The sequence below is a fragment of the Zhongshania marina genome (assembly GCF_002915595.1).
Lineage (GTDB): Bacteria > Pseudomonadota > Gammaproteobacteria > Pseudomonadales > Spongiibacteraceae > Spongiibacter > Spongiibacter marinus_B.
In genome coordinates, this window is the sequence record NZ_PQGG01000024.1 from 1 (window position 1) to 23529 (window position 23529).

The 23529-nt window shown below is 50.0% G+C and carries 26 protein-coding genes; 10 read left to right on the forward strand and 16 right to left on the reverse strand.

What is annotated here, in order from left to right:
- Positions 1-13: 13 nt before the first annotated feature.
- Complete coding sequence (locus C0068_RS09975; RefSeq protein ID WP_103682565.1) at positions 14-889, reverse strand: IS982 family transposase; 876 nt, start codon at positions 887-889, stop codon at positions 14-16.
- Positions 890-1098: 209 nt separating this feature from the next.
- On the opposite strand from C0068_RS09975, the gene C0068_RS09980 reads away from it, so the two are divergent.
- Entirely contained in the window at positions 1099-1767 is a 669-nt protein-coding gene (locus C0068_RS09980; protein ID WP_103684355.1) for a YiaD family glycine zipper/OmpA-like lipoprotein, read from the forward strand.
- 80 nt (positions 1768-1847) lie between these two features.
- Positions 1848-2321: an LEA/WHy family protein gene (locus C0068_RS09985; RefSeq protein WP_103684356.1), complete on the forward strand. Its 474-nt coding sequence runs from the start codon at positions 1848-1850 to the stop codon at positions 2319-2321.
- A gap of 44 nt (positions 2322-2365) precedes the next feature.
- On the opposite strand, the gene C0068_RS09990 is transcribed toward C0068_RS09985, so the two are convergent.
- Positions 2366-3166 (reverse strand): ParA family protein, encoded by an 801-nt coding sequence (locus C0068_RS09990; RefSeq protein ID WP_103684357.1) that lies wholly within the window; start codon positions 3164-3166, stop codon positions 2366-2368.
- Positions 3167-3275: 109 nt separating this feature from the next.
- Entirely contained in the window at positions 3276-3533 is a 258-nt protein-coding gene (locus C0068_RS09995; protein WP_103684358.1) for a DUF1145 domain-containing protein, read from the reverse strand.
- 122 nt (positions 3534-3655) lie between these two features.
- Between C0068_RS09995 and C0068_RS10000 the strand changes: the two genes are divergently transcribed.
- Positions 3656-4270: a riboflavin synthase subunit alpha gene (locus tag C0068_RS10000; RefSeq protein ID WP_103684359.1), complete on the forward strand. Its 615-nt coding sequence runs from the start codon at positions 3656-3658 to the stop codon at positions 4268-4270.
- A gap of 40 nt (positions 4271-4310) precedes the next feature.
- Here C0068_RS10000 and C0068_RS10005 read toward each other — a convergent pair whose 3' ends face one another.
- Entirely contained in the window at positions 4311-5441 is a 1131-nt protein-coding gene (locus tag C0068_RS10005) for a nitronate monooxygenase (RefSeq protein ID WP_103684360.1), read from the reverse strand.
- Positions 5442-5669: 228 nt separating this feature from the next.
- Here C0068_RS10005 and C0068_RS10010 point away from each other — a divergent pair, with 228 nt between their 5' ends.
- Together C0068_RS10010 and C0068_RS10015 are read left to right on the forward strand one after the other, a co-directional pair.
- Positions 5670-5870 carry a YdcH family protein gene (locus C0068_RS10010; protein ID WP_103684361.1) on the forward strand — a complete coding sequence of 67 codons (201 nt, stop codon included), beginning with the start codon at positions 5670-5672 and terminating at the stop codon, positions 5868-5870.
- Between the two features lie 276 nt (positions 5871-6146).
- Positions 6147-6926 carry a methyltransferase domain-containing protein gene (locus tag C0068_RS10015; RefSeq protein ID WP_103684362.1) on the forward strand — a complete coding sequence of 260 codons (780 nt, stop codon included), beginning with the start codon at positions 6147-6149 and terminating at the stop codon, positions 6924-6926.
- Positions 6927-6929: 3 nt separating this feature from the next.
- Here the strand turns inward: C0068_RS10015 and C0068_RS10020 are convergent, their stop codons facing one another.
- The 4 genes from C0068_RS10020 to C0068_RS10030 all read right to left on the reverse strand — a co-directional run bounded on the left by C0068_RS10020 (position 6930) and on the right by C0068_RS10030 (position 9334).
- Entirely contained in the window at positions 6930-7391 is a 462-nt protein-coding gene (locus C0068_RS10020) for an Mpo1 family 2-hydroxy fatty acid dioxygenase (RefSeq protein WP_199176150.1), read from the reverse strand.
- Between the two features lie 89 nt (positions 7392-7480).
- Positions 7481-7849 (reverse strand): PPOX class F420-dependent oxidoreductase, encoded by a 369-nt coding sequence (locus tag C0068_RS10025; protein WP_103684364.1) that lies wholly within the window; start codon positions 7847-7849, stop codon positions 7481-7483.
- 331 nt (positions 7850-8180) lie between these two features.
- On the reverse strand, positions 8181-8306 hold the full coding sequence (locus C0068_RS19785; RefSeq protein WP_269844894.1) for a hypothetical protein: 126 nt from the start codon (positions 8304-8306) through the stop codon (positions 8181-8183).
- A gap of 287 nt (positions 8307-8593) precedes the next feature.
- Positions 8594-9334, reverse strand: coding sequence for a glycerophosphodiester phosphodiesterase family protein (locus C0068_RS10030; protein WP_103684365.1), 741 nt, complete (start codon positions 9332-9334; stop codon positions 8594-8596).
- Positions 9335-9497: 163 nt separating this feature from the next.
- Between C0068_RS10030 and asnS the strand changes: the two genes are divergently transcribed.
- Complete coding sequence (gene asnS, locus C0068_RS10035) at positions 9498-10892, forward strand: asparagine--tRNA ligase (protein WP_103684366.1); 1395 nt, start codon at positions 9498-9500, stop codon at positions 10890-10892.
- A gap of 41 nt (positions 10893-10933) precedes the next feature.
- Here the strand turns inward: asnS and C0068_RS10040 are convergent, their stop codons facing one another.
- On the reverse strand, positions 10934-11359 hold the full coding sequence (locus C0068_RS10040; RefSeq protein WP_103684367.1) for an Rrf2 family transcriptional regulator: 426 nt from the start codon (positions 11357-11359) through the stop codon (positions 10934-10936).
- A gap of 92 nt (positions 11360-11451) precedes the next feature.
- Here C0068_RS10040 and C0068_RS10045 point away from each other — a divergent pair, with 92 nt between their 5' ends.
- Complete coding sequence (locus C0068_RS10045) at positions 11452-11808, forward strand: group I truncated hemoglobin (RefSeq protein ID WP_103684438.1); 357 nt, start codon at positions 11452-11454, stop codon at positions 11806-11808.
- Between the two features lie 115 nt (positions 11809-11923).
- Here the strand turns inward: C0068_RS10045 and C0068_RS10050 are convergent, their stop codons facing one another.
- The gene (locus C0068_RS10050) at positions 11924-13816 is read right to left on the reverse strand and encodes a VacB/RNase II family 3'-5' exoribonuclease (protein WP_158249971.1); all 1893 of its coding nucleotides are present in this window, start codon (positions 13814-13816) and stop codon (positions 11924-11926) included.
- Between the two features lie 354 nt (positions 13817-14170).
- On the opposite strand from C0068_RS10050, the gene C0068_RS10055 reads away from it, so the two are divergent.
- Complete coding sequence (locus C0068_RS10055; RefSeq protein ID WP_103684369.1) at positions 14171-15556, forward strand: PhoH family protein; 1386 nt, start codon at positions 14171-14173, stop codon at positions 15554-15556.
- A 156-nt stretch (positions 15557-15712) separates the two neighbouring features.
- On the forward strand, positions 15713-15961 hold the full coding sequence (locus C0068_RS10060) for a hypothetical protein (protein ID WP_103684370.1): 249 nt from the start codon (positions 15713-15715) through the stop codon (positions 15959-15961).
- A 14-nt stretch (positions 15962-15975) separates the two neighbouring features.
- Here the strand turns inward: C0068_RS10060 and C0068_RS10065 are convergent, their stop codons facing one another.
- The 6 genes from C0068_RS10065 to C0068_RS10090 all read right to left on the reverse strand — a co-directional run bounded on the left by C0068_RS10065 (position 15976) and on the right by C0068_RS10090 (position 23053).
- Positions 15976-16359, reverse strand: coding sequence for a gamma-butyrobetaine hydroxylase family protein (locus C0068_RS10065; RefSeq protein WP_103684371.1), 384 nt, complete (start codon positions 16357-16359; stop codon positions 15976-15978).
- Between the two features lie 62 nt (positions 16360-16421).
- Complete coding sequence (gene hslU / locus C0068_RS10070) at positions 16422-17738, reverse strand: ATP-dependent protease ATPase subunit HslU (protein ID WP_103684372.1); 1317 nt, start codon at positions 17736-17738, stop codon at positions 16422-16424.
- 26 nt (positions 17739-17764) lie between these two features.
- Entirely contained in the window at positions 17765-18304 is a 540-nt protein-coding gene (gene hslV, locus C0068_RS10075; protein WP_103684373.1) for an ATP-dependent protease subunit HslV, read from the reverse strand.
- 99 nt (positions 18305-18403) lie between these two features.
- Positions 18404-19006: an SPOR domain-containing protein gene (locus C0068_RS10080; RefSeq protein WP_103684374.1), complete on the reverse strand. Its 603-nt coding sequence runs from the start codon at positions 19004-19006 to the stop codon at positions 18404-18406.
- A 4-nt stretch (positions 19007-19010) separates the two neighbouring features.
- Positions 19011-20765 (reverse strand): arginine--tRNA ligase, encoded by a 1755-nt coding sequence (gene argS / locus C0068_RS10085; protein ID WP_103684375.1) that lies wholly within the window; start codon positions 20763-20765, stop codon positions 19011-19013.
- 104 nt (positions 20766-20869) lie between these two features.
- Entirely contained in the window at positions 20870-23053 is a 2184-nt protein-coding gene (locus C0068_RS10090) for a primosomal protein N' (RefSeq protein ID WP_103684376.1), read from the reverse strand.
- 213 nt (positions 23054-23266) lie between these two features.
- On the opposite strand from C0068_RS10090, the gene rpmE reads away from it, so the two are divergent.
- Positions 23267-23485 (forward strand): 50S ribosomal protein L31, encoded by a 219-nt coding sequence (gene rpmE / locus C0068_RS10095; protein WP_103684377.1) that lies wholly within the window; start codon positions 23267-23269, stop codon positions 23483-23485.
- Positions 23486-23529 lie beyond the last annotated feature (44 nt).

Below are 23529 nucleotides of genomic sequence, written 5' to 3' on the forward strand. Positions count from 1 at the left end.
ACCCGTGGTGCATTTAGGAAATGACCACTTTCAGGTTGTTTAATTTATTCCCTTCACGTTGGTTGAACCATTGAATTAATGTGAGGGACGCTATCTTTGTCACAATTCTGCGCGAAATACCCTTGAACGATTTTGCATAATTCCGCCGTATCATGAACTGGTCACAAAGTTGTGAAAACAATGTTTCGATCCGCTTTCTGGCTTTACGATATTTAGCCGGAAAGTCTCTAAACTCTTTCTGGTTCTTTCGCATCGGTGTTTGCAAATTGATACAACTTGATGAAAATAAATCTGTTTGCCAAACTCTGCTCAAATACCCTTTATCGCCAATCAAAACACAATTGTTTAACTGGCCTTCAATATCGTTTAGGTAATGGATGTCATGAACCGAAGCCTTTGATATATCGTACATTTTTAACACGCCACTCGGTGAGCAAACCGCGTGTAACTTATAGCCAAAGTAGCGCATATTTTGTGCTGCACAAAAACCAAAATCTGGCGAGCTAGATTCAAATTCTTGGCAAATTTTACTGCGATTAGATCGACTCATTTTACACACTTCCAATGGCATGCTATCGACAATATTTATATCGTTATCAACATCTAATCGCGTGACAATAGCGCTTCTGATTTCTTCTAATTTAAAACTCAACCTTCGCGCTCTTCTGTTATAAACGGAGCGCTCAATTTTCCCATTGATGCACGCAGGCAGCTGTTTGAACAAAAAGTGTTCTGAATCAATGCCCAGTGTTTCAGCTGCAAGACTGAGCGCGAGTAGCTCCTTATCGCTTAGCTTAGGTGTTCTGATTTGATTCAAAAAATTATCGGCTGGCTCAATTTCGTGCAAAAGAGACAGAATTTTGCTATAAACGCTGTGTAAGTTACTCATCTCGTTACCATTTTTCTCGTAAACTAATGATAACCTCTTTATGAGGGTGAGTAACTTACCTCCTTCCTAAATGCACTACGGGTTATATGTGAATTATGAAAGCGCATTGAATATTTAATGCTGTGAATATTGGCATGTTTTTTTTGATAATAGCTGTGTCATGATTGTCTCAGGACACATAGATTGATGACGAACGAGGGGGTTCACCAATGAATATTTCTATTAACGTAAGCCGTTGGACTACGCTGCTGGTTGCGGCGGTGTTTGCAACTGCATGTAGTATCGATCCGTATACTGGCGAAGAAAAGACCAGTAACACGGCTAAGGGTGCTGGCTGGGGTGCCTTAGGTGGTGCCGTATTAGGTGCAGCAGTATCTAGTAAGAGCGATCGCAAAAAAGGTGCTTTGCAGGGTGCTGTAGCAGGTGCGGCGGCAGGTGGTGGTTACGGTTACTATATGGACCGTCAAGAGGCCAAGCTGCGTGCACGTCTTGAAGGCACTGGTGTAGGTGTTGAGCGCGTTGGTGACACTATCAAGCTGATCATGCCAGGCAATATTACTTTCGATACCGGCAGTTCAGCTATTAAAGGCGGATTTACTGACGTATTGGATAGCGTAGTATTAGTGGCTAAAGAGTTTGATAAAACCTTAATGCAAATTAACGGCTATACCGACTCAACAGGTAGCTTCCAAACTAACCAGTCATTGTCTGAGCAGCGCGCTGGTAGTGTTGGTCGTTACTTCATGAACCAAGGTGTAGCGGCAAGCCGTATTCGTACCACTGGCTACGGCCCACGTGATCCCGTTGCCGACAACAGCACTGCGTCTGGTCGCGAGCAAAACCGTCGTGTAGAAATTGAGATGCTGCCAACTCAGTAATACATGCAATCAGTTGTAGAGGGGCGTCATTAGTGACGCCCTTTTTTTGTCTAAAAAATGCCTAAAAGCGAGGCTAAGAAATGATAAATACTATGTATAGATTGCTGCTTATATGTGTTGCCGCGTCGGTGTTAGCGGCCTGCGCTGCCTTTAATCCTATTGAAAAGCCGAAGGTGGCCATTACGCATCTTAATATGGCGCCAGGTAATGGCTTTCAGCAAAAGCTGTTGGTCGGTTTACAACTAGATAATCCAAATGCCTTTGCGGTGAATCTTGGGCGTCTGCGTTACACCCTAGAGCTGCAGGGCCAATCCTTGGCAGGCGGCAGTTTGAATGAGGCAATCAGTCTACCTGCAAACGGCCAGACGCAGTTGGTGGTGCCGGTAGAAGTAAATCTGCTTAGTGGGATTGGGGTGTTAAGTAAGATATTGGGTAATTTGCAGTCAGATCTTGATTACAAACTTAGCCTTACTGCTGCTGTCACCAATTTTGGACTAGGTGATATCACCATTAATAAGGTGGGTAAGGTTGGCATGGGGACGTCTGCACCATAAAGCAGTTAATGCCTTGTGGCGGGTGCCACCACAAGGCATAGGGCTTAGGCGCTTTTTGCTGTGGCCTTGCCTTTTGCTTTGCCCTCTAAGCTGTCGTGAAGGCTCAGAAGCTGCTGGGTCAATTTATGCGACGGCGCATAGTGAATCAGCGGTATTTGCCGGCTGCGAGATTCTTTCATTTTTACCGAACTGCTTAAGTACTGATCAAAAATAGGTAGGCCGTCGGCCTTCATATTGTCAATGAGTTGGGTCGGCAAGCTGGCTTGGGCTTGAAACTGATTTACCACAATCCCTTCTAATTTGAGCGCGGGATTGTGATCTTCGCGAATTTCTTCGACGGTCTCCATCAAGCCCATAAGTGCGCCCTGAGAAAAGCTATCGCAGTCGAAGGGGATGACTAGGGAATCTGCGGCAATTAGCGCTGAGCGGCTGTAAAAATTCAATGCCGGTGGCGTATCAATGTAGATATGCTCGTATTCTGTCTGGAGTTTGTTTAGCGCATCGCGGAGTTTGTAAATCTTGTGGCGAGTTTCTAGCTCCCGCTCGATTACCGCCAGCTCCGGGTGGGAGGGCATTAAATACAGGTTTTCAAACTCGGTTTCGTAGATGCAGTCGCTAGCTTCTTTGCTCTTGCCGAACAGGGAAAGTTTCTGTTTAAAAAAGTCGGCGGCATTATCTTCTAGGTCGCGAAACTGGGGGCCAATGAGATACTCGCTGCTATTACCTTGAATATCTAAGTCGATTAGCAGGGTTTTATGCCCCTTCCATGCGCTAATTGCGGCCAAATTACAGCTAATGCTCGTTTTACCGACGCCGCCTTTTTGATTGAAAATAACCCGCTTCATAGCTCTGCCCTGACGAAGTGTTTTTGGGAAAAGGCAATCCTAGCAGCTCTCGTGCCAAGGTGCTATGGCCGCTCGTGCCGCGGCCTGATGGGGGAGGGGAGCAGGGTGTTTAGCTGTCCTTTTTACCAATCCATTCGCCGGTGCGCAGCACGCCAAATAGTAATACCACCACGTAGCCTTCCAGTGGATTTGCGTATTCGCGGTGAATGTCTTTGCGGAAAACAATGCATTCTAGGACGTGGGCGCTAAGAATGCCGAGGCCGCCCCATGTTAGCCAGTAGCTGTTCTCACCAAGTAATGGAAATGCGAAGTTGACGGCAAAGGCAAGCCAAAATAAGAGTTGGGCAATCTTTAAAATCGTCATCATAAATCTTGAGCTCTTCGTTATTATTCTAAGTGCAAGCATAATGCAGTATTGATTTGGGGCCTTCAAGTACTGTTACAATCTTGTCACTTTAATTTTTCTTAGCCAATAGAGACATCCAATATATGTATACGGGAATTGTGCATGGCGCTTATCCGCTAGCGAAAGTGGTACGCAAACCTGGCCTGCACCAGCTATTTATAGACCTACCCACCGAGCTGCTTGAGGATTTAGTGATTGGCGCCAGTGTTGGTTTAGATGGCGTTTGTATGACGGTGACTAGCATAGACGGTGCGCGGGTATCCTTTGACGCCATGCAAGAAACCCTGTCCTTAACAACCCTAGGTCAATTGAATGACGGTGATAGGGTGAATGTAGAGCGTTCAGCGAAGCAGGGGGCTGAGATTGGTGGTCACAATATTTCTGGTCACGTAGATGGCTGCGCTGAAATTATTGGCATTGAAACCACCGAGAATAACTGCACGCTGCGATTTCGCTTGCCCCAAAATTTGAGCAAATATGTATTTAAGAAGGGCTTTATAGGAGTCTGCGGTTGTAGTTTGACGGTGGCGGACTACCAGCGAGAAGCGGCTGAATTTACGGTGTGCCTAATTCCAGAAACCTTACGTGTGACTAATTTTGCAAAAATGCAGCTTGGTGATCGGGTAAATATTGAGGTGGACCGGCAAACCCAGGTAATTGTTGATACCGTCGAGCGGGTCTTGGCAGAGCGAGGATAGGGGAGGTGGCCCCAGAACTATGTTCTGGGGCCAAGCGGGATTAAGAGTCCTGCGGCATCAAATTATTGACTCGATCCAGAGCATCAACGTATTCGGTCACCAAGCGGAATATCACGGCGCGGGTTGATTCAACGTGGTTGATTTGCCCTACAACTTGACCAACAGGATTGAAGGCCACTTTCTGGCAGTCACCCACGGAGGCGTAGCGCGATGTGCGGCGTATGCCGTCGCCACTTACCATGCCTTGTAGTGGCATGCCCAGCGGGCTTGGCGCGTCAGGCCGCTCCCATGCTTCGGTCCATTCGTTTTTCAGCATACGACAGGTTTTGCCGGTCCATGAACGTGAACGCACGGTATCTTCGCTAGAGGCCTTAAGCAGGGATTCTTTTTGTGCGGGCTCCGCATGCGCTTCTTCTACTGTTAACCACAAAGAGCCCGTCCACACGCCAGCGCAGCCCATGCTCATTGCCGCCAACATTTGCTGGCCATTGCCGATACCGCCAGCGGCCAAAACCGGAACTGGCGCAGCGGCGGCAACCGCTTGGGGCCATAACACCACAGAGCCAACATCGCCGGCGTGACCACCACCTTCGCCACCTTGAGCAACAATAAAGTCTAGGCCGGCTTCTTTGTGTGCTTTGGCCTGTTTAACACGGCCGCAGAGTGCGCCCACTAAACGCCCACTGTCTTGAATCATTTTTACCTTATCTGCAGGTGGTGTACCCAGGGCGTTGGCGATGAGTTTACACTTGGGGCGAGTGAGGGCCTCCATTAAAAGCGGTGTTGCGGTCGCTTCGGTCCAGCCGAGCAAGCCCATGCTTTTTGTGCCGTCTGGCCATTCAGGAACGCCGGCGTCTGCTAATAATTTTTGTGCAAAGTCGATATGCTCCTGTGGCACCATCTTCCACAATTCTTTTTCTAGGTCTTCTGGGCTCATATCGCCCATGCCTTCGTATTTTTGTGGAATAACGATGTCTACGCCGTAGGGAAGGTCGCCAATATGCTCGTCGATCCAGTCTAGTTCGGCTTTTAGCTCTTCGGGAGAGAAGCCAACCGCGCCCAATACACCAATACCGCCGGCTTTGCTGACGGCAACGACGACGTCACGGCAGTGTGTGAACGCAAAAATGGGATATTCAATGCCGAGCTTTTTACATATTTCGGTATACATTTTGGGGCCTCTGACTAATTGCGGCGCGGAACACAGGGCGCCATGAGTTTACGTGATCAGTATTGCGGACACCCTCAGTGCCGACAATGGCGTAAGTAATCAATCGCCATTGACTAAAAAGATCAGTATTCTTTATGTAAAGTGGTCTTTAGGCTTGTGTGTTTAGGCCACGCAGAGTAAAAAGTGCAATGAATTTTCGTAAATCCCTTATAGGAATTTAGCTTCAAAATGGACAGAATTCCCTCTGCAAGTGCACGTATTTTGCTATTACAAATTCGTCACCGTGCTCTGGATACGGAAATAACTGAGCTGGCTTTGAATCCTTACCAAAATCAGCTCTTGTTGCAGCGTTTGAAGAAAGAAAAGCTGCGCATAAAGGATGAGATAGAGTGGCTAAAAGACGATTTAATTCCTGACCTAGACGCCTAGGGTCGGTCTAGCAGCGTGTTGCGTGAGAAATATCTCACACAACACGCTGCTATTGTCTGCTTCTACTTATTCAGGAAGCGCCCATAATAGGCATCGTCAGGAAGACTTCAGCATTCAACGGATTGGGTGCGACATAGGATGTCAAAATTTATTAAAAAGCCGGAGCGGATGCTCCGGCTTTTTTTTGCATTGAGCTTTTGCTCCGCCTTGCTTAAGCTGCGGCCTCTTTGAGTAATCCTTTCATGCAGTCCTTATTTATGGTCGCAGGTTTAAAGAATGACAGATCGTAACTTTGACGGTATTGCTGCGCGCTTTAAAAAGAATATCTACGGAAACGCGAAAGGCGAGTTGCGCTTGGCACTGTGCTGGCGTGAACTTGCCGACAAATTGCCCGCGCTAGGTGATGGGCAGGTATTGTCGGTATGGGACGCGGGTGGCGGTCTGGGGCAGATGAGCATTCGCCTTGCCGCCCAAGGTCATACAGTGCTGCTCAATGATATTTCCGCAGAGATGTTAGACGTAGCGCGTAGCGATGCTGCTCAAGCGGGCTTAACGTCGCAGCTAAATATACGCCATGCCGCTATTCAGGAGCTTACCGCCCAACAGTGCAATCAGCAGGCCTTTGACCTTGTGCTTTGCCACGCGGTATTAGAATGGGTTGCCGATCCAGAGCAGGTAATTGAGGCCTTAGTCGCAGGAATGCGGCCTGGGGCTCATTTGTCGCTGATGTTTTATAATCTCAATGCGCTAATTTTAAGCAATATGGCCAAGGGCAATTTGTATAAATTGCGGGATAGGGATTTTGCTGGGCACCCGGGTGGTCTTACGCCTCCCTCGCCCCGTCAGCCTCAGCAGATTATTACCTTCTTGCAGCAGGCGGGTTTGGAGGTAGTGGCTAAGCGCGGTATTCGTTTGGTTTACGATTTAATGCCGAGGGCGGTGCGGGCTGAGCGCAGCCTCGATGACGTGCTAGCTCTTGAGTGGCAGTACGGCGCAGATGAACCTTTTTGGTCGCTGGGGCGCTATGTGCATCTGCTGTGCCGTTTGCCGGAGTAACGCCTAGTTATTGCGAAAGCGAATACCGAGTTTGTCGTAAACTGCACCAAGAATCCAAAGTGGCCCAATCAATAAAAATAAAACATCGGTAAAGAATGATGGCTTTTGGGCCTCTTCTTTGTGGCCAACAAATTGAAAAAACCAAGCGATAATCCAAATCGCGGCGGCGGGAATCCACATAGGAAATGCCACAAAGCTTTGATACGCCATAATGCCGGCGGCAATTAAAATCACAAAAGGCAGCATGCCAAGCGCGAGTCGCCCTGACAGATAGCCGTAAAAAAACATCGCGCCAATTAAAATAAGCTGCCCAAGGTTGACCTGCGTGGCGGGAATTTGCACCAGCCAAAGTAGCGCGACAGTACACACGGCAATGGCCGGCACACACCAATAATGGATGCGTTTATTGCGTGGATTTTGGTGAGATGCGCTATATTCGTCTAGCCATTGGGTCAGGGTGCGCACAGGTATTCTCCGCTGTTATTTTAAAAATCTTACGCTAAGCGATGTGCGCAGATGGGTCAATGACTTGGCTGACATGGACACATGGCCATTTAGGTCAGGTCTATGCGGATAAACGCGCGGGTTTTCTTGCGGCCGCCTAGGGTTGCCCCCACGTCTAGAAGACGCATTTGCAGGCCGTATTTTTTAACAAGTTGGCGGTGGGCTAGTTTGCTTTCTGCCTCGTCAATTAAATAGGCATTGCCGTTGACGTTGTCACCAAGCGGTTTACCTGTGACGGTGCAGGGAGCGATTTTACATTCGCTAAAATTGCGTACTCGTTTGACCTTGCCCGCTTGGCCAGCAGAAAAAATATAGAGTGTTTTGGCATCGCCAGCACACCAAACAGGGGTCGCAACAAAACTGCCGTCGCGTTTCTTGGTGCTAAATAAAATATAGCTGGCTTGGTGTAAAGAGCTCATGATCTTAAATCCAAAGAATAAACATTATTCGCTAGTGTGCGGGGTGAATGAGCTGCTTGCAATATAGCGGGATCAGTCACGGTGATAGCGTGTTGGTCATGATAAACGGAGGGATGAATTTGCCGCCGATGCTTGGCGGCAAATTTTACTTCTTATCTGAGCGTGGAGATGGTTGTTAAGTCACTCAGAAGAGTGTGGCGATGCAATAATACAAGCCTGTGAAAACGATGGAGATCAGGCTAAATTTTGCGCCATGCTGAGCAATGTCACTAATCGTACACGCCGTATCGGTGTGCGAGTTCATTTTTAAATCCTCGTAGTTGATAGAAGCTTAGATCAAACTAATAAAGCAAGACGCGATGCCGACAGCAACAATCGTTAGCAGGCTGTATTTGGCAACTAATTCGCCGATTACGTTAGAGTCTTGATTTTGTACTGCTTGTTGTAATTGAGTCATGGTAGTGCTCCGTGTATTAAGTTTGTGTTTGTCTTGATGACGGAGTCAGTATACGAAGAATCAATAAATATTTGGGTTACATAAAGGCTGTCATAACGGGCTTAAAATATTGCTTTTACACGCTTTTTTAATCATTTGGATAGAATTGCAGGGAAGTAAAAACAAGGACTTAGCGCTTCTATTACCGAATATTTAAGCAGCGTTTAAGTGGGTGTAATGATGGCGCGGGGGTTAAATAGTTGTAATAACAGGGAAAAACCTCTGACAGCAGTGTTTTTTTAAAATTATTAAGCGCTCTTTAGATTGTATTCCCTGAGTAGTTCACCAACTAAAAAACTTTCAACCGCGACCGCGCCACGGGCAAACCAATCATCAGCCTCAATCTTGCTTCCCACCTCGTATATAAGAATGGGCCACGGGAGGGTGCATAGATCAACTTCTATGGGAACACAGTTGCGGTCGCAGAATAAAACTTCAGGTTGTAACTCGACCAGCGCAGCCGACTGGGGATCTGGCCACACATCAAATACCGCGCCAAAGCGTTGCCAACCCTCGTGAAGGGCGAGGCGGAGGGCACTAAGTTCAAAACTAATGAGAATACAGCGAGAGGCTACGGGACGCAGCGCGTTAATAACAGCGTTGACAACTATTTGCTCGCCAAATTGCGTAAGGCTTTCCTCTTTAATTTCGACGTAGGCATTTACGGCAGGGTTGGCTTGGAGGAGGTCTACGATGTCGCTGAGCCGGCACATGGGATTGTGCGGAAATGCATTACCTAAGCGATAGCTTTCGCTAGCAAAAAATGTGTCCAGCTCGGCGGCGGGGTAATCCCAAATCAAGCCTTCACGCTGACACATGCGCATTAAATTGGCGTCGTGAAAAACATAGGGAACGTGGTCGGCGCTAAGTTGAATGTCTAGCTCAATATTCACTGCGCCCGCTTGGATTGCCTGTTCAAAGGCGATGAGGGTGTTTTCTGGGTAGTGCTGACGCCAGCCGCGGTGGGCAACAAAGTTTTCTGCTTGCATATCAATTTCACCGCGAATGAACGTGTAGAACAGTATCTAATTTATTTTAGCCGGAATAAAGCGTCGAGCTATTGTCCGATCAAAAAACCGCCTCGGCAATGACTACTGCTATTGGATTTGCGCGCCTATAATGCGAACTTGGTTTATATCTTTTGGAGAACATATGTCTGTGGTATCGATAAAAGCCTTATTGGCAGGACAGCGTGAACCGGGCTGTGAGGTAACTGTGCAGGGCTGGATTCGCAGTCGTCGAGATTCTAAAGGCGGTTTTTCATTTTTAGCAGTGCACGATGGTTCAGCGCAGTCGGCTATTCAGGTGGTCGCGCCCGGGGAACTTGGCAACTACGAGGCGGAGATTTTGAAATTAACCGCGGGCTGCTCGGTTATTGTCAGTGGCGAATTGGTGGCCTCTCAGGGCAAGGGGCAAAGCGTTGAAATACAGGCGAAGCAGATTGAGGTTTGTGGCTGGGTAGATGATCCAGATACCTATCCCATTGCCAAAAAGCGCCATAGCTTTGAATACCTGCGCACAGTGGCGCATTTGCGGCCGCGCACCAATACCTTTGGCGCTATCACGCGGGTAAGAACAGTTTTAGCAAATGCAGTACATCGCTATTTTTATGAACGAGATTTTCAGTGGATTAACTCCCCCCTGATTACGGCGAGTGACTGCGAGGGTGCGGGTGAGATGTTCCGTGTTAGCACCCTAGATTTAATGAATTTGCCGCGCAGTGAAAATGGCGGTATCGATTTTAGTGAAGATTTTTTTGGTCGTGAGGCTTTTCTTACTGTGTCTGGCCAGCTAAATGCGGAGGCGTATTGTTTGGCCATGTCTAAGGTTTACACCTTTGGGCCGACGTTTCGGGCCGAAAACTCCAATACCAGTCGCCACCTCGCCGAGTTCTGGATGGTGGAGCCGGAGATTGCCTTTGCAAATTTAGATGACGACGCAGCGTTGGCAGAAGACTTTTTGCGCTACTTACTGGCGCAGGTTTTAGAGCATTGCGAAGACGACCTCGCCTTCTTTAATCAGTTTGTCGATGATGGTGTGTTGGCTCGCCTACAAAAAGTGGCGAGCAGTAGTTTTGAGCGCATGGACTATAGCGATGCAATTAAAATCTTAGAGAAGTCGAATAAGAAATTTGAGTTTCCTGTGCGCTGGGGATTAGACATGCAGTCTGAGCATGAGCGCTATTTGTGCGAAGAACATGTGGGTGGCCCTTTGATTGTGACCAACTACCCCAAGGATATAAAAGCCTTTTATATGCGCATGAATGACGACGAGAAAACCGTCGCAGCAATGGATGTATTGGCGCCGGGAATTGGCGAAATCATCGGCGGCAGCCAGCGCGAGGAACGCTTAGACGTGTTGGAGCGTCGTATGGCTGAGCAGGGGCTAGAGGGCTTGGAGTGGTATCGCGACTTACGGCGCTACGGCACGGTGGCACACGCTGGTTTTGGTTTGGGCTTTGAGCGATTGCTCAATTACATTACCGGAATGGAAAACATCCGCGACGCTATTCCCTTTCCGCGTACGCCAAAGCACGCTGATTATTAAGTTGGATGCTTTGATGTGCCGGCGTGCTAGCCGGCACATGTTTAAGCGTCTTGAAAGAGGATGGCGCGAGTCTCGTTATCGAGTAGATCGGCCAGCGTATATGCCGCTAATACGGCTAGAAAAGCCTCAACGGCTTTTTCTAATAAGCCTTTTAATTTACAGCTGCTGATAATTCGGCAGGGCTGCTCATTGCAATTGATGGGCTTCAGTGTTGTTTCAAAATGACTTACCACATCTACCAGCGCAATTTCTTCTGCTGGTTTGCTCAGCCGAATACCGCCCCCTTTTCCCCGTGTTGCCTCTACATAACCCAAGCGCACTAAGTGCATAACCACTTTCGATATGTGATTTGATGAAATGCCGTAGTAGTCACAGATATGCTGAATAGTGCTTTGCTCTTCGGCTGGTAAATGCGCTAAAAATATTAGCGTCCGAAAGGCATAGTCGGTCTGTTTGCTTAATTTCATCGTTAGAGTATTGCGCCGCAATAAAAGATGCAGGTATTATACATGTTTTAAATATGCATAATAAATGCATGTTATTTGTGAGGGTTGAGAATATGACAACATTGTATGAGCGCATAGGTGGTGAAGCTGCGGTTGATAAGGCAGTAGATATTTTCTATGACAAAATTATGGCTGATGAGCGCATTAGTTCATTCTTTGAAAATATTGATATGTTTGCGCAGGCTCGCAAGCAAAAGCTGTTTTTAACGATGGTGTTTGGCGGTCCCAGTGAGTACACCGGTAAAGATATGCGCAGTGGTCACGCCGGGATGGGTATTGATGATAGCCATTTTAATGCAGTCGTGGAAAATTTAGCGGCGACACTCGCTGAGCTTGGCGTGAGTAATGATGATATTGGCGAAGTCGCGAAAATTGCGGAAAGTGTCCGCGACGATGTGTTAAATCGTTAAGAATACTGACTTGTCGATTTACCTATAAGTTGCGACTTGATTCGGTGCTGCGCTAGCCCCGAATCAAGTTTAAGCACTGATTGCTTTGTCAGGTCAAAACGATTTGCTTGGTCTTCTAGTCAACCAATAAAAACATCAGTTTGCGCTGGAAGTCGTCAAGCTCTGAGGTTTTCACTTTAAGCAATTGATCTAGTTGGAACGACTGTTTGTCGTTATACAGGCGCAGGGTGTCGGCGTCGAAACTCAATTTCTCGGGAATGGTGCGGGCCTCTACAAAGCCGCTAATTCCAGTGTCGAGCAATTCAACTGTAAAGCCACCGCCATTCACATGAGCGATGCGGGCATCGTAAACGGTATCCGAGGTATTGCGCGCCAGATACTGGTATTGCAACCATTGCTCCATCTGCTTGCTCGCCTGCCGGCCGTTGCGAATGGCTTCTAGCAAGGTGTTTAGCTCATCTTCATTTGGCAGTATGGGGGTTTCATTATTCAGTTTGGCGCGAATGCAGCGCTGCACTAGCAGGTCGCTGTATTTGCGTAGTGGCGATGTAAAGGTGGTGTAGCGCTCTAGGCCAAGCCCAAAGTGCGGCTTGGCTTGGATGCTGATGTCGCCAGGTTGCAGCATGCGGGCAAAAATACTGCGCAAGGGCAGGGGTGATTCGCTGCTTTCGCAGGCCTTAATCAGTGCTTTATAGCCAGCAAGTGTGGCAATGTCGCAGTCGGCAGCACTTGGTATTTCTTTGCTGATAACGGTGCGGACATTGTCGTAGCGATCTTCGCGCAAGCCGGCGTGGCAGACAAAAAGTGCTGGAGCATCGGCTAGCCAAATTGCCGCGCTGCGATTGGCTGCGAGCATGCACTCTTCTACTAGGCGGTGGGCGTCGTTGCGCTCAATCTTTGTAATACTTTCAATTTTACGTTGCTCATTTAGCTGGAAATAAAAATCCGGCTGCTCGGGCATAATAATGTGGTGTTCGCTGCGGTACTTTTTCAGTGCCACGCTCGCTGCGTGTAAATCCTTTAGGCAGGCTTGATCTAACTCCATTTCATTGTGGAGGTGGGCGTGAACATCGCTGTAGCTCAGTTTTGCTTTAGAGCGAATAAGTGCCTCGCTAAATTGAATATCACTAATCTCACCCTCAGTGCTGACTTGCAAGGTGCAGACAATAGCGCAGCGATCTTCGTCGGCCACCAGTGAACAGCTACCTTGCGAGATGGGGTTTGGCAGCATGGTTTGGGTGAAACCGGGTAAATACACGGTGTTCGCGCGCTGTTGGGCGGCGCGATCTAATGCGCTGCCGGGGCGAATAAACGCACCGGGGTCGGCAACCGCAATGTGCAGCTCCCAGCCATTGTCATTGGCTTGTGCCCACAGGGCATCGTCGATGTCACGGGTTTCCGCAGAGTCGATGGTAACAAAGGGAATATCGCGCAGGTCTTTGCGAGAATCGGCGCGCAGGTCGCCGCCAATGCTGCAGTCTTTTGGCCAGTCTCTTGGCAGCTTGAACTTGCGCTGGGTGTATTTGCCTTCAATACCAGCGGTGTCGGGGCTGCCGATATTCTCTAAGACTTTGACCTGTGACTTACCGTCTTTGAAAGGGTGCTGGGCCACTTGGCAGTAAAGAAAATCGCCTTCGCTGCACTTTTTGCGTTGCGAGGGTGGAATAAAAAGCAGCTTATTAAAGCGCGGTAAATCTGGTTCGACAAAATGGCCTTGGCCACGAACCACATAGCGGCCAGTAAAGCAGTCTAGCGGGCTTTCTAGCAGCTTTTCTAATTCGGCTTTGAACTTGCCCTTGTCATCAGTGAGAACGTTTATGCGTACTCGGTCGCCGGGGAAAACCCGTTGCATATCGTCGGGAGCAAGAAAGACATCGCGACCGTCGTCTAGGCGTACAAACCCAAAGCGCCGTTGGCTGCCGCGGACTTCGCCGTCGCCTTGATCTTTAGAGTCGATTATTTGGGTTTTCAGCTGGCTAAGCTGCTGCAGGGCGTTTTTGTCGAGCATGGATCGATGGTACCTGTGTTCGGGTCGCGAAAAAGGGGTACAGGGTAGCGGAAATGTGTGACGGAGTCTTCCGATATCACAGCGATAACGGTTGACAATGTAGGTCATCGCTTTTAATAATCAAGCTACGCTGTGTTGTATGGATCGGTCTATTGCCGTCACGCTTTCATCGCCTTCGGGCTTACAGTCACCAACCCTCTGCGCGCTGTACCAGCTCAGCTTCGCGACATCAGTCCTACGCTCCGCGAGCTGGCGTTTTCCTCCTAAATACCCCCCTTATCGATCTCCGAATTGGCTATTTATTGGCCGTGCTGGGTGTCGACTTTTATTTATGCTGTCAACAGAGAGTGCCTTATGGAAAAAGTCTTTGTTCTTGATACCAACGTATTACTGCATGACCCAATGGCGTTAAACGCCTTTCATGAACATCGGGTGGTAATACCGATGACGGTGTTGGAGGAGTTAGATCATATCAAGGATAGGCGCGACAAAGACGTGAGTCGCGAGGCGAGGATTGCGATAAACGCCATCGACAAAATTTTATTCAATGCCAGTCCCAAGGCGATTCAAGAGGGCGTGCCAATTCCCAATGCCCGCAATGGCGATGAAAATGGCAGCTTGGCCATTTTTCCTGATCAATTAATCAACCACGATGTACCCGCGCCCTATTTAGATGGCAGCCAACAGCAGGCCAACGACAATCGCATTATTAATGTCGCCCTGCATTTGCAGGTGAAGAACCCCAAGGCTTATGTCTGCCTAGTGACAAAAGACATCAATATGCGTTTAAAGGCCAAGGGCTCAGGGCTGGAGAATGTTGAAGACTATCGCAAAGACCGTGTTCTTGAAGATATTCAGTACATGGCCAAGGGCTACGAGCACCTGCCGGGCAACTTCTGGAGTCAGGTCGACAAGGTTGACACCCTCCGCGAGGGTGGACAGACCTTGCATGTGTTAAATCGCAGCGTGCTGCCAAAGGTGCATATAAACGAATTTCTTTATGATGACAGCGGCTTTGCCAGCATGGTGAGGTCTATAGACGAAGACAAGCTTGAGCTATTGGATTTAAGCCGAGACCAGCTCATGCATCAGCGTATGTGGGGGCTGAGCCCGCGCAACTTTGAGCAGGCTATGGCTTTCTTTTTGATCTCGCGGCCGCATATCGATATGACGGTACTAACCGGCCCCGCAGGTTCGGGTAAAACCCTCATCGCCCTCGCTTATGGCCTGCACGCAATATTAGAAGAAAAGCGCTTTGACAAGATGATAGTGGCGCGCTCGACGCCGCCAATGGCTGAAGATATCGGGTTTCTGCCCGGCACCGAAGAGGAGAAAATGGCGCCGTGGCTGGCGGCTTTTGAAGACAACCTCGAAGTCTTGCACGGCACCGATGAGTCGCCCTATAGCAGCATTGAATACGTTAAAGATAAGGCGAATATTCAATTCAAATCCCTGAATTTTATGCGGGGTCGTTCCTTTAATAATGCCTATATTGTGATTGATGAGGCACAGGGCCTCACCCAATTCCAGTTGAAATCAATTATTACCCGGGTGGGGGTTAATTCAAAAATAGTCGTTCTGGGTAACCTCGCACAGATCGACAATAAATACATATCGCCGTTAACCTCAGGCCTAACCTACCTTGTGGAAAAAAGTAAAAACTTTGAGCACGCCGGCGTGATGCATGTGAATGGTATAGAACGATCTCGTTTAGCGGCGTTTGCCGAGGAAAACTTATAGGCCAATATAGTGCGATAATGGTCTCGGTGGCGTTAGCCTGTGCTTTCGCGACCGATACCGCATTTTGAAGTTTGTCAATACGGTGATATGCGCCTGTGAGTTGTCGTTTACTAGGCGTATGGTGCTAGTTTCAAATACCAAAATGACGGTGCGACTATGACTCTTATTCAGGAACAGCGCGATGGACGCCCAGCGATTCCTGAGAACGCGCTAGAATTGCTGACAGATATGCAAAAAATTGCCCTGCGCCGGATCGAAAATTTTGGCTGGACGCTTAAATTTATTCGCCAGCCGAGTTTTGAGCCGCCGCTTGTCGTGGTAGAAAACTCGACGGGGGTCAATATTGGCGTATTAGAAGAAGATGGCGGCGTGAATTTAAGCCCGCGCATTGTGCTGCGGGAGTAATTTGGCCGAGGGTATTAATTGAAAAATTTAACGACCTGTTCGTCTGGGTCGCGGCTGGCCTTATTGTCATCCAGCTTTTGTAGATACGCCTTCCACAGCGCATCGCGTTGTTCGCACAATTCCCGCAAATACGTCCACGAATAAATCCCGCTGTCGTGACCGTCACTAAAAACCAATTGCAGCGCGTAATTGCCAACTGGAATAAGCTCGGTAATTTGTACATTAAGTTTGCCGGTTTGCAGGGTTTCCTGCCCCGCACCGTGGCCCCGCACCTCTGCAGATGGCGAGTGCACCCGTAAAAATTCACTATCTAAGGTAAACTGCTCGCCACTGGCATAGCTAAGTTCCAGCTGCTGAGACTGTTTGCGGAATTTAATGTCGGTGGGTGCTTGGTTCATGCTGTTATCCGTGATTGGCTAAATGCTGGGCATGCGTCGGACGTCAGACGTCCGACGTGACCTTAAAGAATAAATCTACTCAAATCTTCATCCTTAGCCAATTCACCCAATTGCTTATTCACGTAGTCGGCGTCAATGGTGATCGAGTGGGTGTCGCCAGCGTCGAAAGAAATACTTTCTAATAAGCGCTCCATTACCGTGTGCAGACGGCGTGCGCCGATGTTTTCAGTGCGCTCGTTTACTTCCCACGCGGTTTCGGCAATGCGACGAATGCCATCTTTACTGAATTCAATTTTCAGGCCTTCGGTGGCGAGCAGGGCTTGGTATTGCTCGGTTAAAGAAGCGTGGGGTTCGGTAAGAATGCGCTCAAAGTCATCGGGGGTTAGCGCCGACAATTCTACACGGATCGGTAGGCGACCTTGCAGCTCGGGGATCAAGTCTGAGGGTTTGCTTAAATGGAAGGCGCCGGATGCCACAAATAATATGTGGTCGGTGCGGATAACGCCGTGCTTGGTGCTCACGGTGCAGCCTTCAATTAAGGGCAGCAAATCGCGCTGCACGCCTTCGCGGGAAACATCGCCGCCACCAGTTTCCTGACGTTTCGCAACTTTGTCTATTTCGTCGATGAAGACAATGCCATTTTGCTCGGCGGCTTCTAGGGCGCGGGTTTTCAGGTCTTCTTCGTTGACCAGCTTTGCGGCTTCTTCATCTTGAGCTTGTTTTAGCGCCGCTTTAACACTCATGCGGCGAGTTTTCTTTTTGTCGCTGCCCAGTTTAGAAAACATGCCCTGTAATTGGCTGGTCATTTCTTCCATGCCAGGTGGCGCCATAATCTCTACGCCGATGGGTGTTGCGTTTAGCTCGATGTCGATTTCACGATCGTCTAACTCACCTTCCCGCAACTTTTTGCGAAATAGTTGGCGGGTGTTGTCGCTGCGTTCTTCGCCATTATTCTCGCCGCGCGCGGGTGGCAGCAGTATGTCGAGTATACGTTCTTCGGCGGCATCGGCGGCGCGATGGCTGACTTGCTCCATGGCTTGCTCGCGGTATAGTTTAATAGACACATCAACTAAGTCGCGGACAATGGATTCTACGTCGCGGCCCACATAACCAACTTCGGTAAATTTGGTGGCCTCTACTTTTATAAATGGCGCGTTCGATAGTTTGGCTAGTCGGCGGGCTATTTCAGTTTTACCAACCCCAGTGGGGCCAATCATCAAAATATTTTTAGGTGTGATTTCGTTGCGCAAATCTTCTTCTAGCTGCATGCGGCGCCAGCGGTTGCGCAGGGCGATAGCTACGGCGCGTTTTGCGTCGCTCTGGCCAACAATGTGTTTGTCGAGTTCGTGAACAATTTCACGGGGTGTCATATTAGACATCAGATACTCCGAGGGCGCTGTGGCGCTTAGTATTCTAGTGATTCAATGGTGCGGCTGTGGTTGGTATAAATGCAGATATCGCCTGCGATTGTCAGGCCTTTTTCTACAATATCTCCAGCGCTTAGCTCTGTGTTGTCCATCAGTGCGCGGGCGGCGGCGGTTGCAAAGGAGCCGCCGGAGCCGATGGCGATCATATTGTCTTCCGGTTCGATGACGTCGCCGTTGCCACTGATGACGAGGGTGGTTTCTTTGTCGGCAACAATGAGCAGTGCTTCAAGTTGGCGCAATGAGCGCTCGCTGCGCCAGGCTTTGGCGAGCTCTACGGCGGCGCGAACTAATTTGCCGGAGTGTTTCTCAAGCTGGGCCTCAAATAATTCAAAGAGGGTAAAGGCGTCGGCGGTGCCGCCGGCAAAACCTGCCAGAACCTGGTCTTTATAAAGGCGGCGGACTTTGCGGGCATTGCCCTTCATGACCGTATTGCCCATAGTGACTTGGCCGTCACCGCCAATCACAACTTGATTGTTACGGCGAACGGAGAGGATTGTGGTGCCGCGAAACTGTTCCACGCGGGACTCCTTATCGTTAATAGAAATGCGGTGGGGTTCGATATGGTAGGTGGGGTCGCCCCTGAGAATTTCAAGGGCGTTTTGCGTCTTAAGCTGGTGCTATTTCTTTTGGCGGATAACCAAGGTGTCGATACTTTCGTTGATGAGCTTGCTACGCGCATCGCTGAGGGTGTTGTGAGATTGAAACGGCCCCACGTAAACTCGATGCCAGCGGTCGCCATTGGCTTCTACTGATTCCACTTTGGCGTCGAGGCCAAGCAGTAAAATTTGTGCTCGGCGTCGATCGGCGTCAGCGCCTTGGCGGAAGGAGCCCGCTTGTAGAATATAGCGCTCACCGCTGATATCCGGCTTTTCAACCGGCGGCTTGTCTACTTGCTGAATCGTGTTGCTTGGTTTTTTTGGCGCTGGTCGCGGCTCTTCGGTCACGATCACTTCGCGCTCTGGCAATACCGTAAAGAAGTCGAATTTGGTATTGCTAGTAACGTCTTTGCGATCCTTTTGCGCTTTTTCTTGTGCAGCAGCGGCTTTGCTTGCCGCTAACTTCGCCTCGCGTTCGGGGTGTTTGCTAATAACGGTAGAGTAGACCAGTACCGAGCAAATAATACCGGCAATAAAGCCGGTGCCGAGCAATGCGGAGGCGGGAAGGCCTTGGCGCTCTGGGCTGCGGGTTGCGCCGCGAGTTGTTTTTTTCTGTGTTGCCATGCTCTTACATTTCCTCTGGGGCGGATACACCCAGCAGCGTCAGTCCGTTGTGTAAGACCTGTTTGACTGCGCATGCCAGCGTAATACGGGCATCGCGCACAGCGGTCTCTACCCCCAACATTTTGTGGGCGTTGTAATAGGTGTGAAAATCACCGGCTAATTCCCGCAAATAGTGAGCGAGGGAATGTGGCTCAAATTGTTCAGCCGCGCTGCTCAGTACTTCTGGGTAGCGAGACAATTTAACCAGTAAATCCTTTTCAACTTCGTGACTTAGTTCTGACAATTGAGCAAGGCCAATCTCTGGAGTCCATGTTTCGCCTTGATCAGCGAGTTTGCGCAATATGCTGGCGACCCGCGCGTGGGCGTATTGAATGTAATAAACCGGATTGTCTTTGCTCTCGGATTTGGCCAGCTCAAGATCGAAATCGGTTGCTTGATCGGCCTTGCGCATAATATAGAAAAAGCGCGCAGCGTCATTGCCCACGTCGTCGCGGAGCTCGCGCAGGGTAACAAAAGAGCCTGAGCGGGTGGACATTTGCACTTGCTGGTCGCCGCGATACAGCGACACAAATTGCACCAGTCGCACAACTAATTTATCGGGATCGATATTCAGCGCCTGCAATGCAGCTTTTACACGGGCGATGTAGCCGTGGTGGTCTGCACCCCAAATATTCACAACGGTGTCGAAGCCGCGCTCAAACTTATTGAGGTGGTAGGCAATGTCAGAGGCGAAGTAAGTAGTTTGGCCATTGTCGCGTTTTACTACGCGGTCTTTGTCGTCGCCAAAGCGGGTAGACATAAACCACAGCGCGCCGTCGCGCTCTTCAATAAAGCCGTTGTCCTGTAATTTGCGAATGGCGCGATCAACCTGGTCGGGATTTTGAGTTAGGCTGCGTTCAGAAAACCATTCCTGGTATTCAATGCCAAATTCGGCGAGGTCGCTGCGAATGTCGCCAAGAATGGCATTTAAACCTTTGTTAAAGGCGATGTCGTAATTGTCACCGAGCAGGGCTTTAGCGCGGTTGATTAAGTCGTCGATATGTTTTTCTTTATCACCCTCTGGGGCATCGGCGCTTATATCTGTAAATACGTCACCGGCACTGCGGTGCAGAATATTGCCGTGCTCTTCTAAAAGCTCGCGGCCGTAATCGGCAATGTAATCACCTTGATAGCCATTGCTCGGGAAGGTCAGTGTTTCGCCGCAGGCTTGCAAATAGCGCAGCCATACACTGGTGCCAAGAATGTCCATTTGACGCCCGGCGTCGTTCACATAGTATTCGCGGCAGACTTTATAACCAGCTGCTTCCAGCATATTGGCCACACTGGCACCGTAGGCGGCACCACGGCCGTGGCCGACATGCAAAGGGCCGGTTGGGTTGGCTGATACAAATTCAACTTGTATGGATTTGTCGCGGCTTGCCTGGCGGCCAAAGTCATCACCCTGGGCGAAGATTTCGTGCAGCACTTGAAAGTTGCTTTCTTCATTTACAAAGAAATTTATAAAGCCGGGGCCGGCGATCTCTACTTTGACGATATCGCTCGTATCGGGCAGCGCATCAACGATTTGCTGGGCAATGGCACGGGGGTTAGATTTTAAGGGTTTTGCTAGTGTCATCGCGATATTGCTGGCGAAATCGCCGTGGGCTTTGTCGCGGGTGCGCTCTACCTGAATAGTTGTCACCACCTCGTCTGGCCACGACTGGGCGCTGCGCAGAGTTTGCAGGGCCTGTTGGATATGCTGGGCGACTTTCTCTTTCATGGTGTGGCAAAAGCTCTTAGGTCAAAAACAAGGTCGCGTATTATCACTGTTTACGCGCCATGCTGCCAGTGCTGGGGGGATTTGCTGTGAACTGAGTTGGGTGCCTAAAAAAGGTCGATGGGGTCAACATCTACCGACCAGCGCAGATTTTGCGCCTTGTTTAATTGGTCGCCAATGTGGCAGGCGGTGTGTAGGTGTTGGTGCAGCAGGCTGCGGCGCTCGGCCTGCAAAATTAGTGCGGCTCGGAATCTGCCGGCTTTGCGGGTCATTGGTGCGGGTAGTGGGCCGACGATACTCCACTGGGTGTCGCCATTTGGTAGCGTAGCTCTAATTTGTTCGAGAAAGGCTTCGGCGGCTTGCAGTGATGTGGCGTCGGCTCGAATGACCGCGCTAAAGCTGATGGGCGGCAGCGAAAAGAGCCTGCGCTCGGCGAGTAGCTGCTGGGCAAAAGGCTGGTAGCCTTCATTAACTAAGGCCTGCAGCGCGGGGTGCTCTGGGCAGTGGGTTTGGATGTATACCGTGCCAAGTTTGTCGGCGCGGCCGGCGCGGCCAGCGACTTGGACCAGCAATTGGCCGCTGCGCTCTGGGCCGCGAAAATCTGCGCTGAATAAACCGCCATCAATATCGACAATCCCCACTAGGGTGACATCGGGAAAGTGATGACCTTTGGCCAGCATTTGGGTGCCGACCAAAATACAGGGTTTGCCGGTGTGGATGTCGTCGACCAGTGATTGCATGCTGCCCTTGGCAGAGGTGGTGTCGCGGTCAATGCGTATGACGGCTACGTCGGGGAAGTGGCGCTTTAAACTCAGTTCCAAGCGCTCAGTGCCGGGGCCTTGAAAGATGAGTTGGTGGTTGTGGCACTGGGGGCAAATGCTCGGCAGAGCTTCGCTGGCGTCGCAGTGGTGGCAGCGGAGTTCGCGGCGGCCAAAATGCACGGTCATTTTCGCGTCGCAGGCTTGGCAGTTTGCTAGCCAGCCACAGCTATGGCATTGCAGCTGGGGGGAAAACCCACGCCGATTTAAAAAGATGAGGGCCTGATTGCCGGCCTCCAAGGTGCGAGTCGTTGCTTCGAGCAGCGATTCGCTAAGGCCTTCATCTAAGGCCTCATTCCGAATGTCTAATAGGCGCACGCTGGGCGCGCTTGCACCGCCGGCCCGCTCCCGTAGTTCAAGCAACTGGTAGCGGCTTTGCGCAACATTGTGCAGGCTGTCGAGGCTGGGTGTTGCGCTGCCGAGTACCACGGGGCAGTGGTGGTCTGCGCCGCGTTTTACGGCAATATCTCTTGCGGAATAGCGCCAGCTGTCCTGCTGCTTGTAGGAGGCATCGTGCTCCTCATCAACAATGATCAGCCCTAATTTGTTAAAGGGTGTGAACACCGCAGAGCGGGTGCCGAGCAGAATTTGATGTTTGCCTGATTGAATATTTTGCCAGTTGAGTAGGCGTTCGCCGTCGCTGAGTCCAGAGTGTAAGGTGCTTACTTGGCCGGGGAAGCGTTGCTCAAAACGTTGAAGGGTTTGTGGGGTTAGGCCAATTTCTGGGATCAACACCAGTGCTTGCTCTTCGCGGGCGAGGCAGTGCTCAATGGCGCGCAGATAAACCTCGGTTTTACCGCTGCCGGTTACACCGTCGAGTAAAAAGCGTTCAAAGCGGCCAAGCGCGTTGAAAATGGTGTTTACGGCGTCTTCTTGTTCGCTATTTAAAATGGGCTTATTTGCCTGCGCGTCCCTCGGCTTGGCGAGAGGGGCGTCTGCCTTGCATAAGTAGCCGCCATTAATCAGGGTATTAAGAACATTGTTGCTATAGCCCAGGTCCTTTATTTGCCTGCGCGAAAGTTGCCCGGACTGCTCGATCACTGAGAGTAGGCTGCGCTGCTGATGCGCCCGCGCTGACAGGGCCGGCAATTGGTTTATTTGCTCGCTGCACTGCCAATATTGGGCGGGCTTTTCTTTGGCGGGCTCTGCTTTGCGAAGGGTGACAGGCAGCATTTGTTGAATGCAGTCGCCAATAGGGTGGTGGTAGTAATCGGCGGCCCAGAGCCCCAGTGCTACAAGCTCAGGGGGAAGTGTTGGCTTACTATCCAGCACTTTTAGCACCGCTTTCATCTTATTGCTGGGAATAGTATTGCTGACGTCGGTGGCGATTATGACGCCGACGAGGCGCCGTGGCCCAAAGGGAATACTTACCCTCATGCCGAGCTCAGGGGCTTGCTCCAATGACTCCGGCCACAGGTAGTCGAAGCCTCGGCGCAGGGGGCAGGGAACGGCAATGGAGACAAGTTTCGGCATGGAAAAGCGGTTTCGCTACGGCAAAGAGCCACAGTGTATAAGAAATAGTGCGGCGGTAAGAGTCTCGTTTTTAGCTCATGGCGCGTCTTACTTGCTTCTTGAGGTATTTCTGTTAATATTCGCCGCCTGAATTTCAAGCTATTTTTTAAGCTTGTCAGCCCTGCGCGGTGCCCGGCAAAAGATCGGGTGGCGGCGATCAATGAGGAAAGACCCATGAAAGCAGATATCCATCCGAATTATGTTGCTATCAACGTAACGTGCAGCTGTGGTAACGCCTTTGAAACGCGTTCTACTTTAGGCCAGGCACTTCACGTTGACGTATGTGCATCATGTCACCCGTTCTACACCGGCAAGCAAAAAATGCTTGATACTGGCGGCCGTGTTGACAAGTTCCGCAAGCGTTTCGGCAGCCGTGGTACCACTAAAGCGTAATATCGCGGTAGTGCTTAGTGGTCTGTTAACTGCAGCCACACTAA

Coding starts and splice junctions, on each gene's coding strand:
- C0068_RS09975 (WP_103682565.1), bottom strand. CDS start 889: ATGAGTAACTTACACAGCGTTTATAGCAAAATTCTGTCTCTTTTGCAC.
- C0068_RS09980 (WP_103684355.1), top strand. CDS start 1,099: ATGAATATTTCTATTAACGTAAGCCGTTGGACTACGCTGCTGGTTGCG.
- C0068_RS09985 (WP_103684356.1), top strand. CDS start 1,848: ATGATAAATACTATGTATAGATTGCTGCTTATATGTGTTGCCGCGTCG.
- C0068_RS09990 (WP_103684357.1), bottom strand. CDS start 3,166: ATGAAGCGGGTTATTTTCAATCAAAAAGGCGGCGTCGGTAAAACGAGC.
- C0068_RS09995 (WP_103684358.1), bottom strand. CDS start 3,533: ATGATGACGATTTTAAAGATTGCCCAACTCTTATTTTGGCTTGCCTTT.
- C0068_RS10000 (WP_103684359.1), top strand. CDS start 3,656: ATGTATACGGGAATTGTGCATGGCGCTTATCCGCTAGCGAAAGTGGTA.
- C0068_RS10005 (WP_103684360.1), bottom strand. CDS start 5,441: ATGTATACCGAAATATGTAAAAAGCTCGGCATTGAATATCCCATTTTT.
- C0068_RS10010 (WP_103684361.1), top strand. CDS start 5,670: ATGGACAGAATTCCCTCTGCAAGTGCACGTATTTTGCTATTACAAATT.
- C0068_RS10015 (WP_103684362.1), top strand. CDS start 6,147: ATGACAGATCGTAACTTTGACGGTATTGCTGCGCGCTTTAAAAAGAAT.
- C0068_RS10025 (WP_103684364.1), bottom strand. CDS start 7,849: ATGAGCTCTTTACACCAAGCCAGCTATATTTTATTTAGCACCAAGAAA.
- C0068_RS19785 (WP_269844894.1), bottom strand. CDS start 8,306: ATGACTCAATTACAACAAGCAGTACAAAATCAAGACTCTAACGTAATC.
- C0068_RS10030 (WP_103684365.1), bottom strand. CDS start 9,334: ATGCAAGCAGAAAACTTTGTTGCCCACCGCGGCTGGCGTCAGCACTAC.
- asnS (WP_103684366.1), top strand. CDS start 9,498: ATGTCTGTGGTATCGATAAAAGCCTTATTGGCAGGACAGCGTGAACCG.
- C0068_RS10040 (WP_103684367.1), bottom strand. CDS start 11,359: ATGAAATTAAGCAAACAGACCGACTATGCCTTTCGGACGCTAATATTT.
- C0068_RS10045 (WP_103684438.1), top strand. CDS start 11,452: ATGACAACATTGTATGAGCGCATAGGTGGTGAAGCTGCGGTTGATAAG.
- C0068_RS10050 (WP_158249971.1), bottom strand. CDS start 13,816: ATGCTCGACAAAAACGCCCTGCAGCAGCTTAGCCAGCTGAAAACCCAA.
- C0068_RS10055 (WP_103684369.1), top strand. CDS start 14,171: ATGGAAAAAGTCTTTGTTCTTGATACCAACGTATTACTGCATGACCCA.
- C0068_RS10060 (WP_103684370.1), top strand. CDS start 15,713: ATGACTCTTATTCAGGAACAGCGCGATGGACGCCCAGCGATTCCTGAG.
- C0068_RS10065 (WP_103684371.1), bottom strand. CDS start 16,359: ATGAACCAAGCACCCACCGACATTAAATTCCGCAAACAGTCTCAGCAG.
- hslU (WP_103684372.1), bottom strand. CDS start 17,738: ATGTCTAATATGACACCCCGTGAAATTGTTCACGAACTCGACAAACAC.
- C0068_RS10080 (WP_103684374.1), bottom strand. CDS start 19,006: ATGGCAACACAGAAAAAAACAACTCGCGGCGCAACCCGCAGCCCAGAG.
- argS (WP_103684375.1), bottom strand. CDS start 20,765: ATGAAAGAGAAAGTCGCCCAGCATATCCAACAGGCCCTGCAAACTCTG.
- C0068_RS10090 (WP_103684376.1), bottom strand. CDS start 23,053: ATGCCGAAACTTGTCTCCATTGCCGTTCCCTGCCCCCTGCGCCGAGGC.
- rpmE (WP_103684377.1), top strand. CDS start 23,267: ATGAAAGCAGATATCCATCCGAATTATGTTGCTATCAACGTAACGTGC.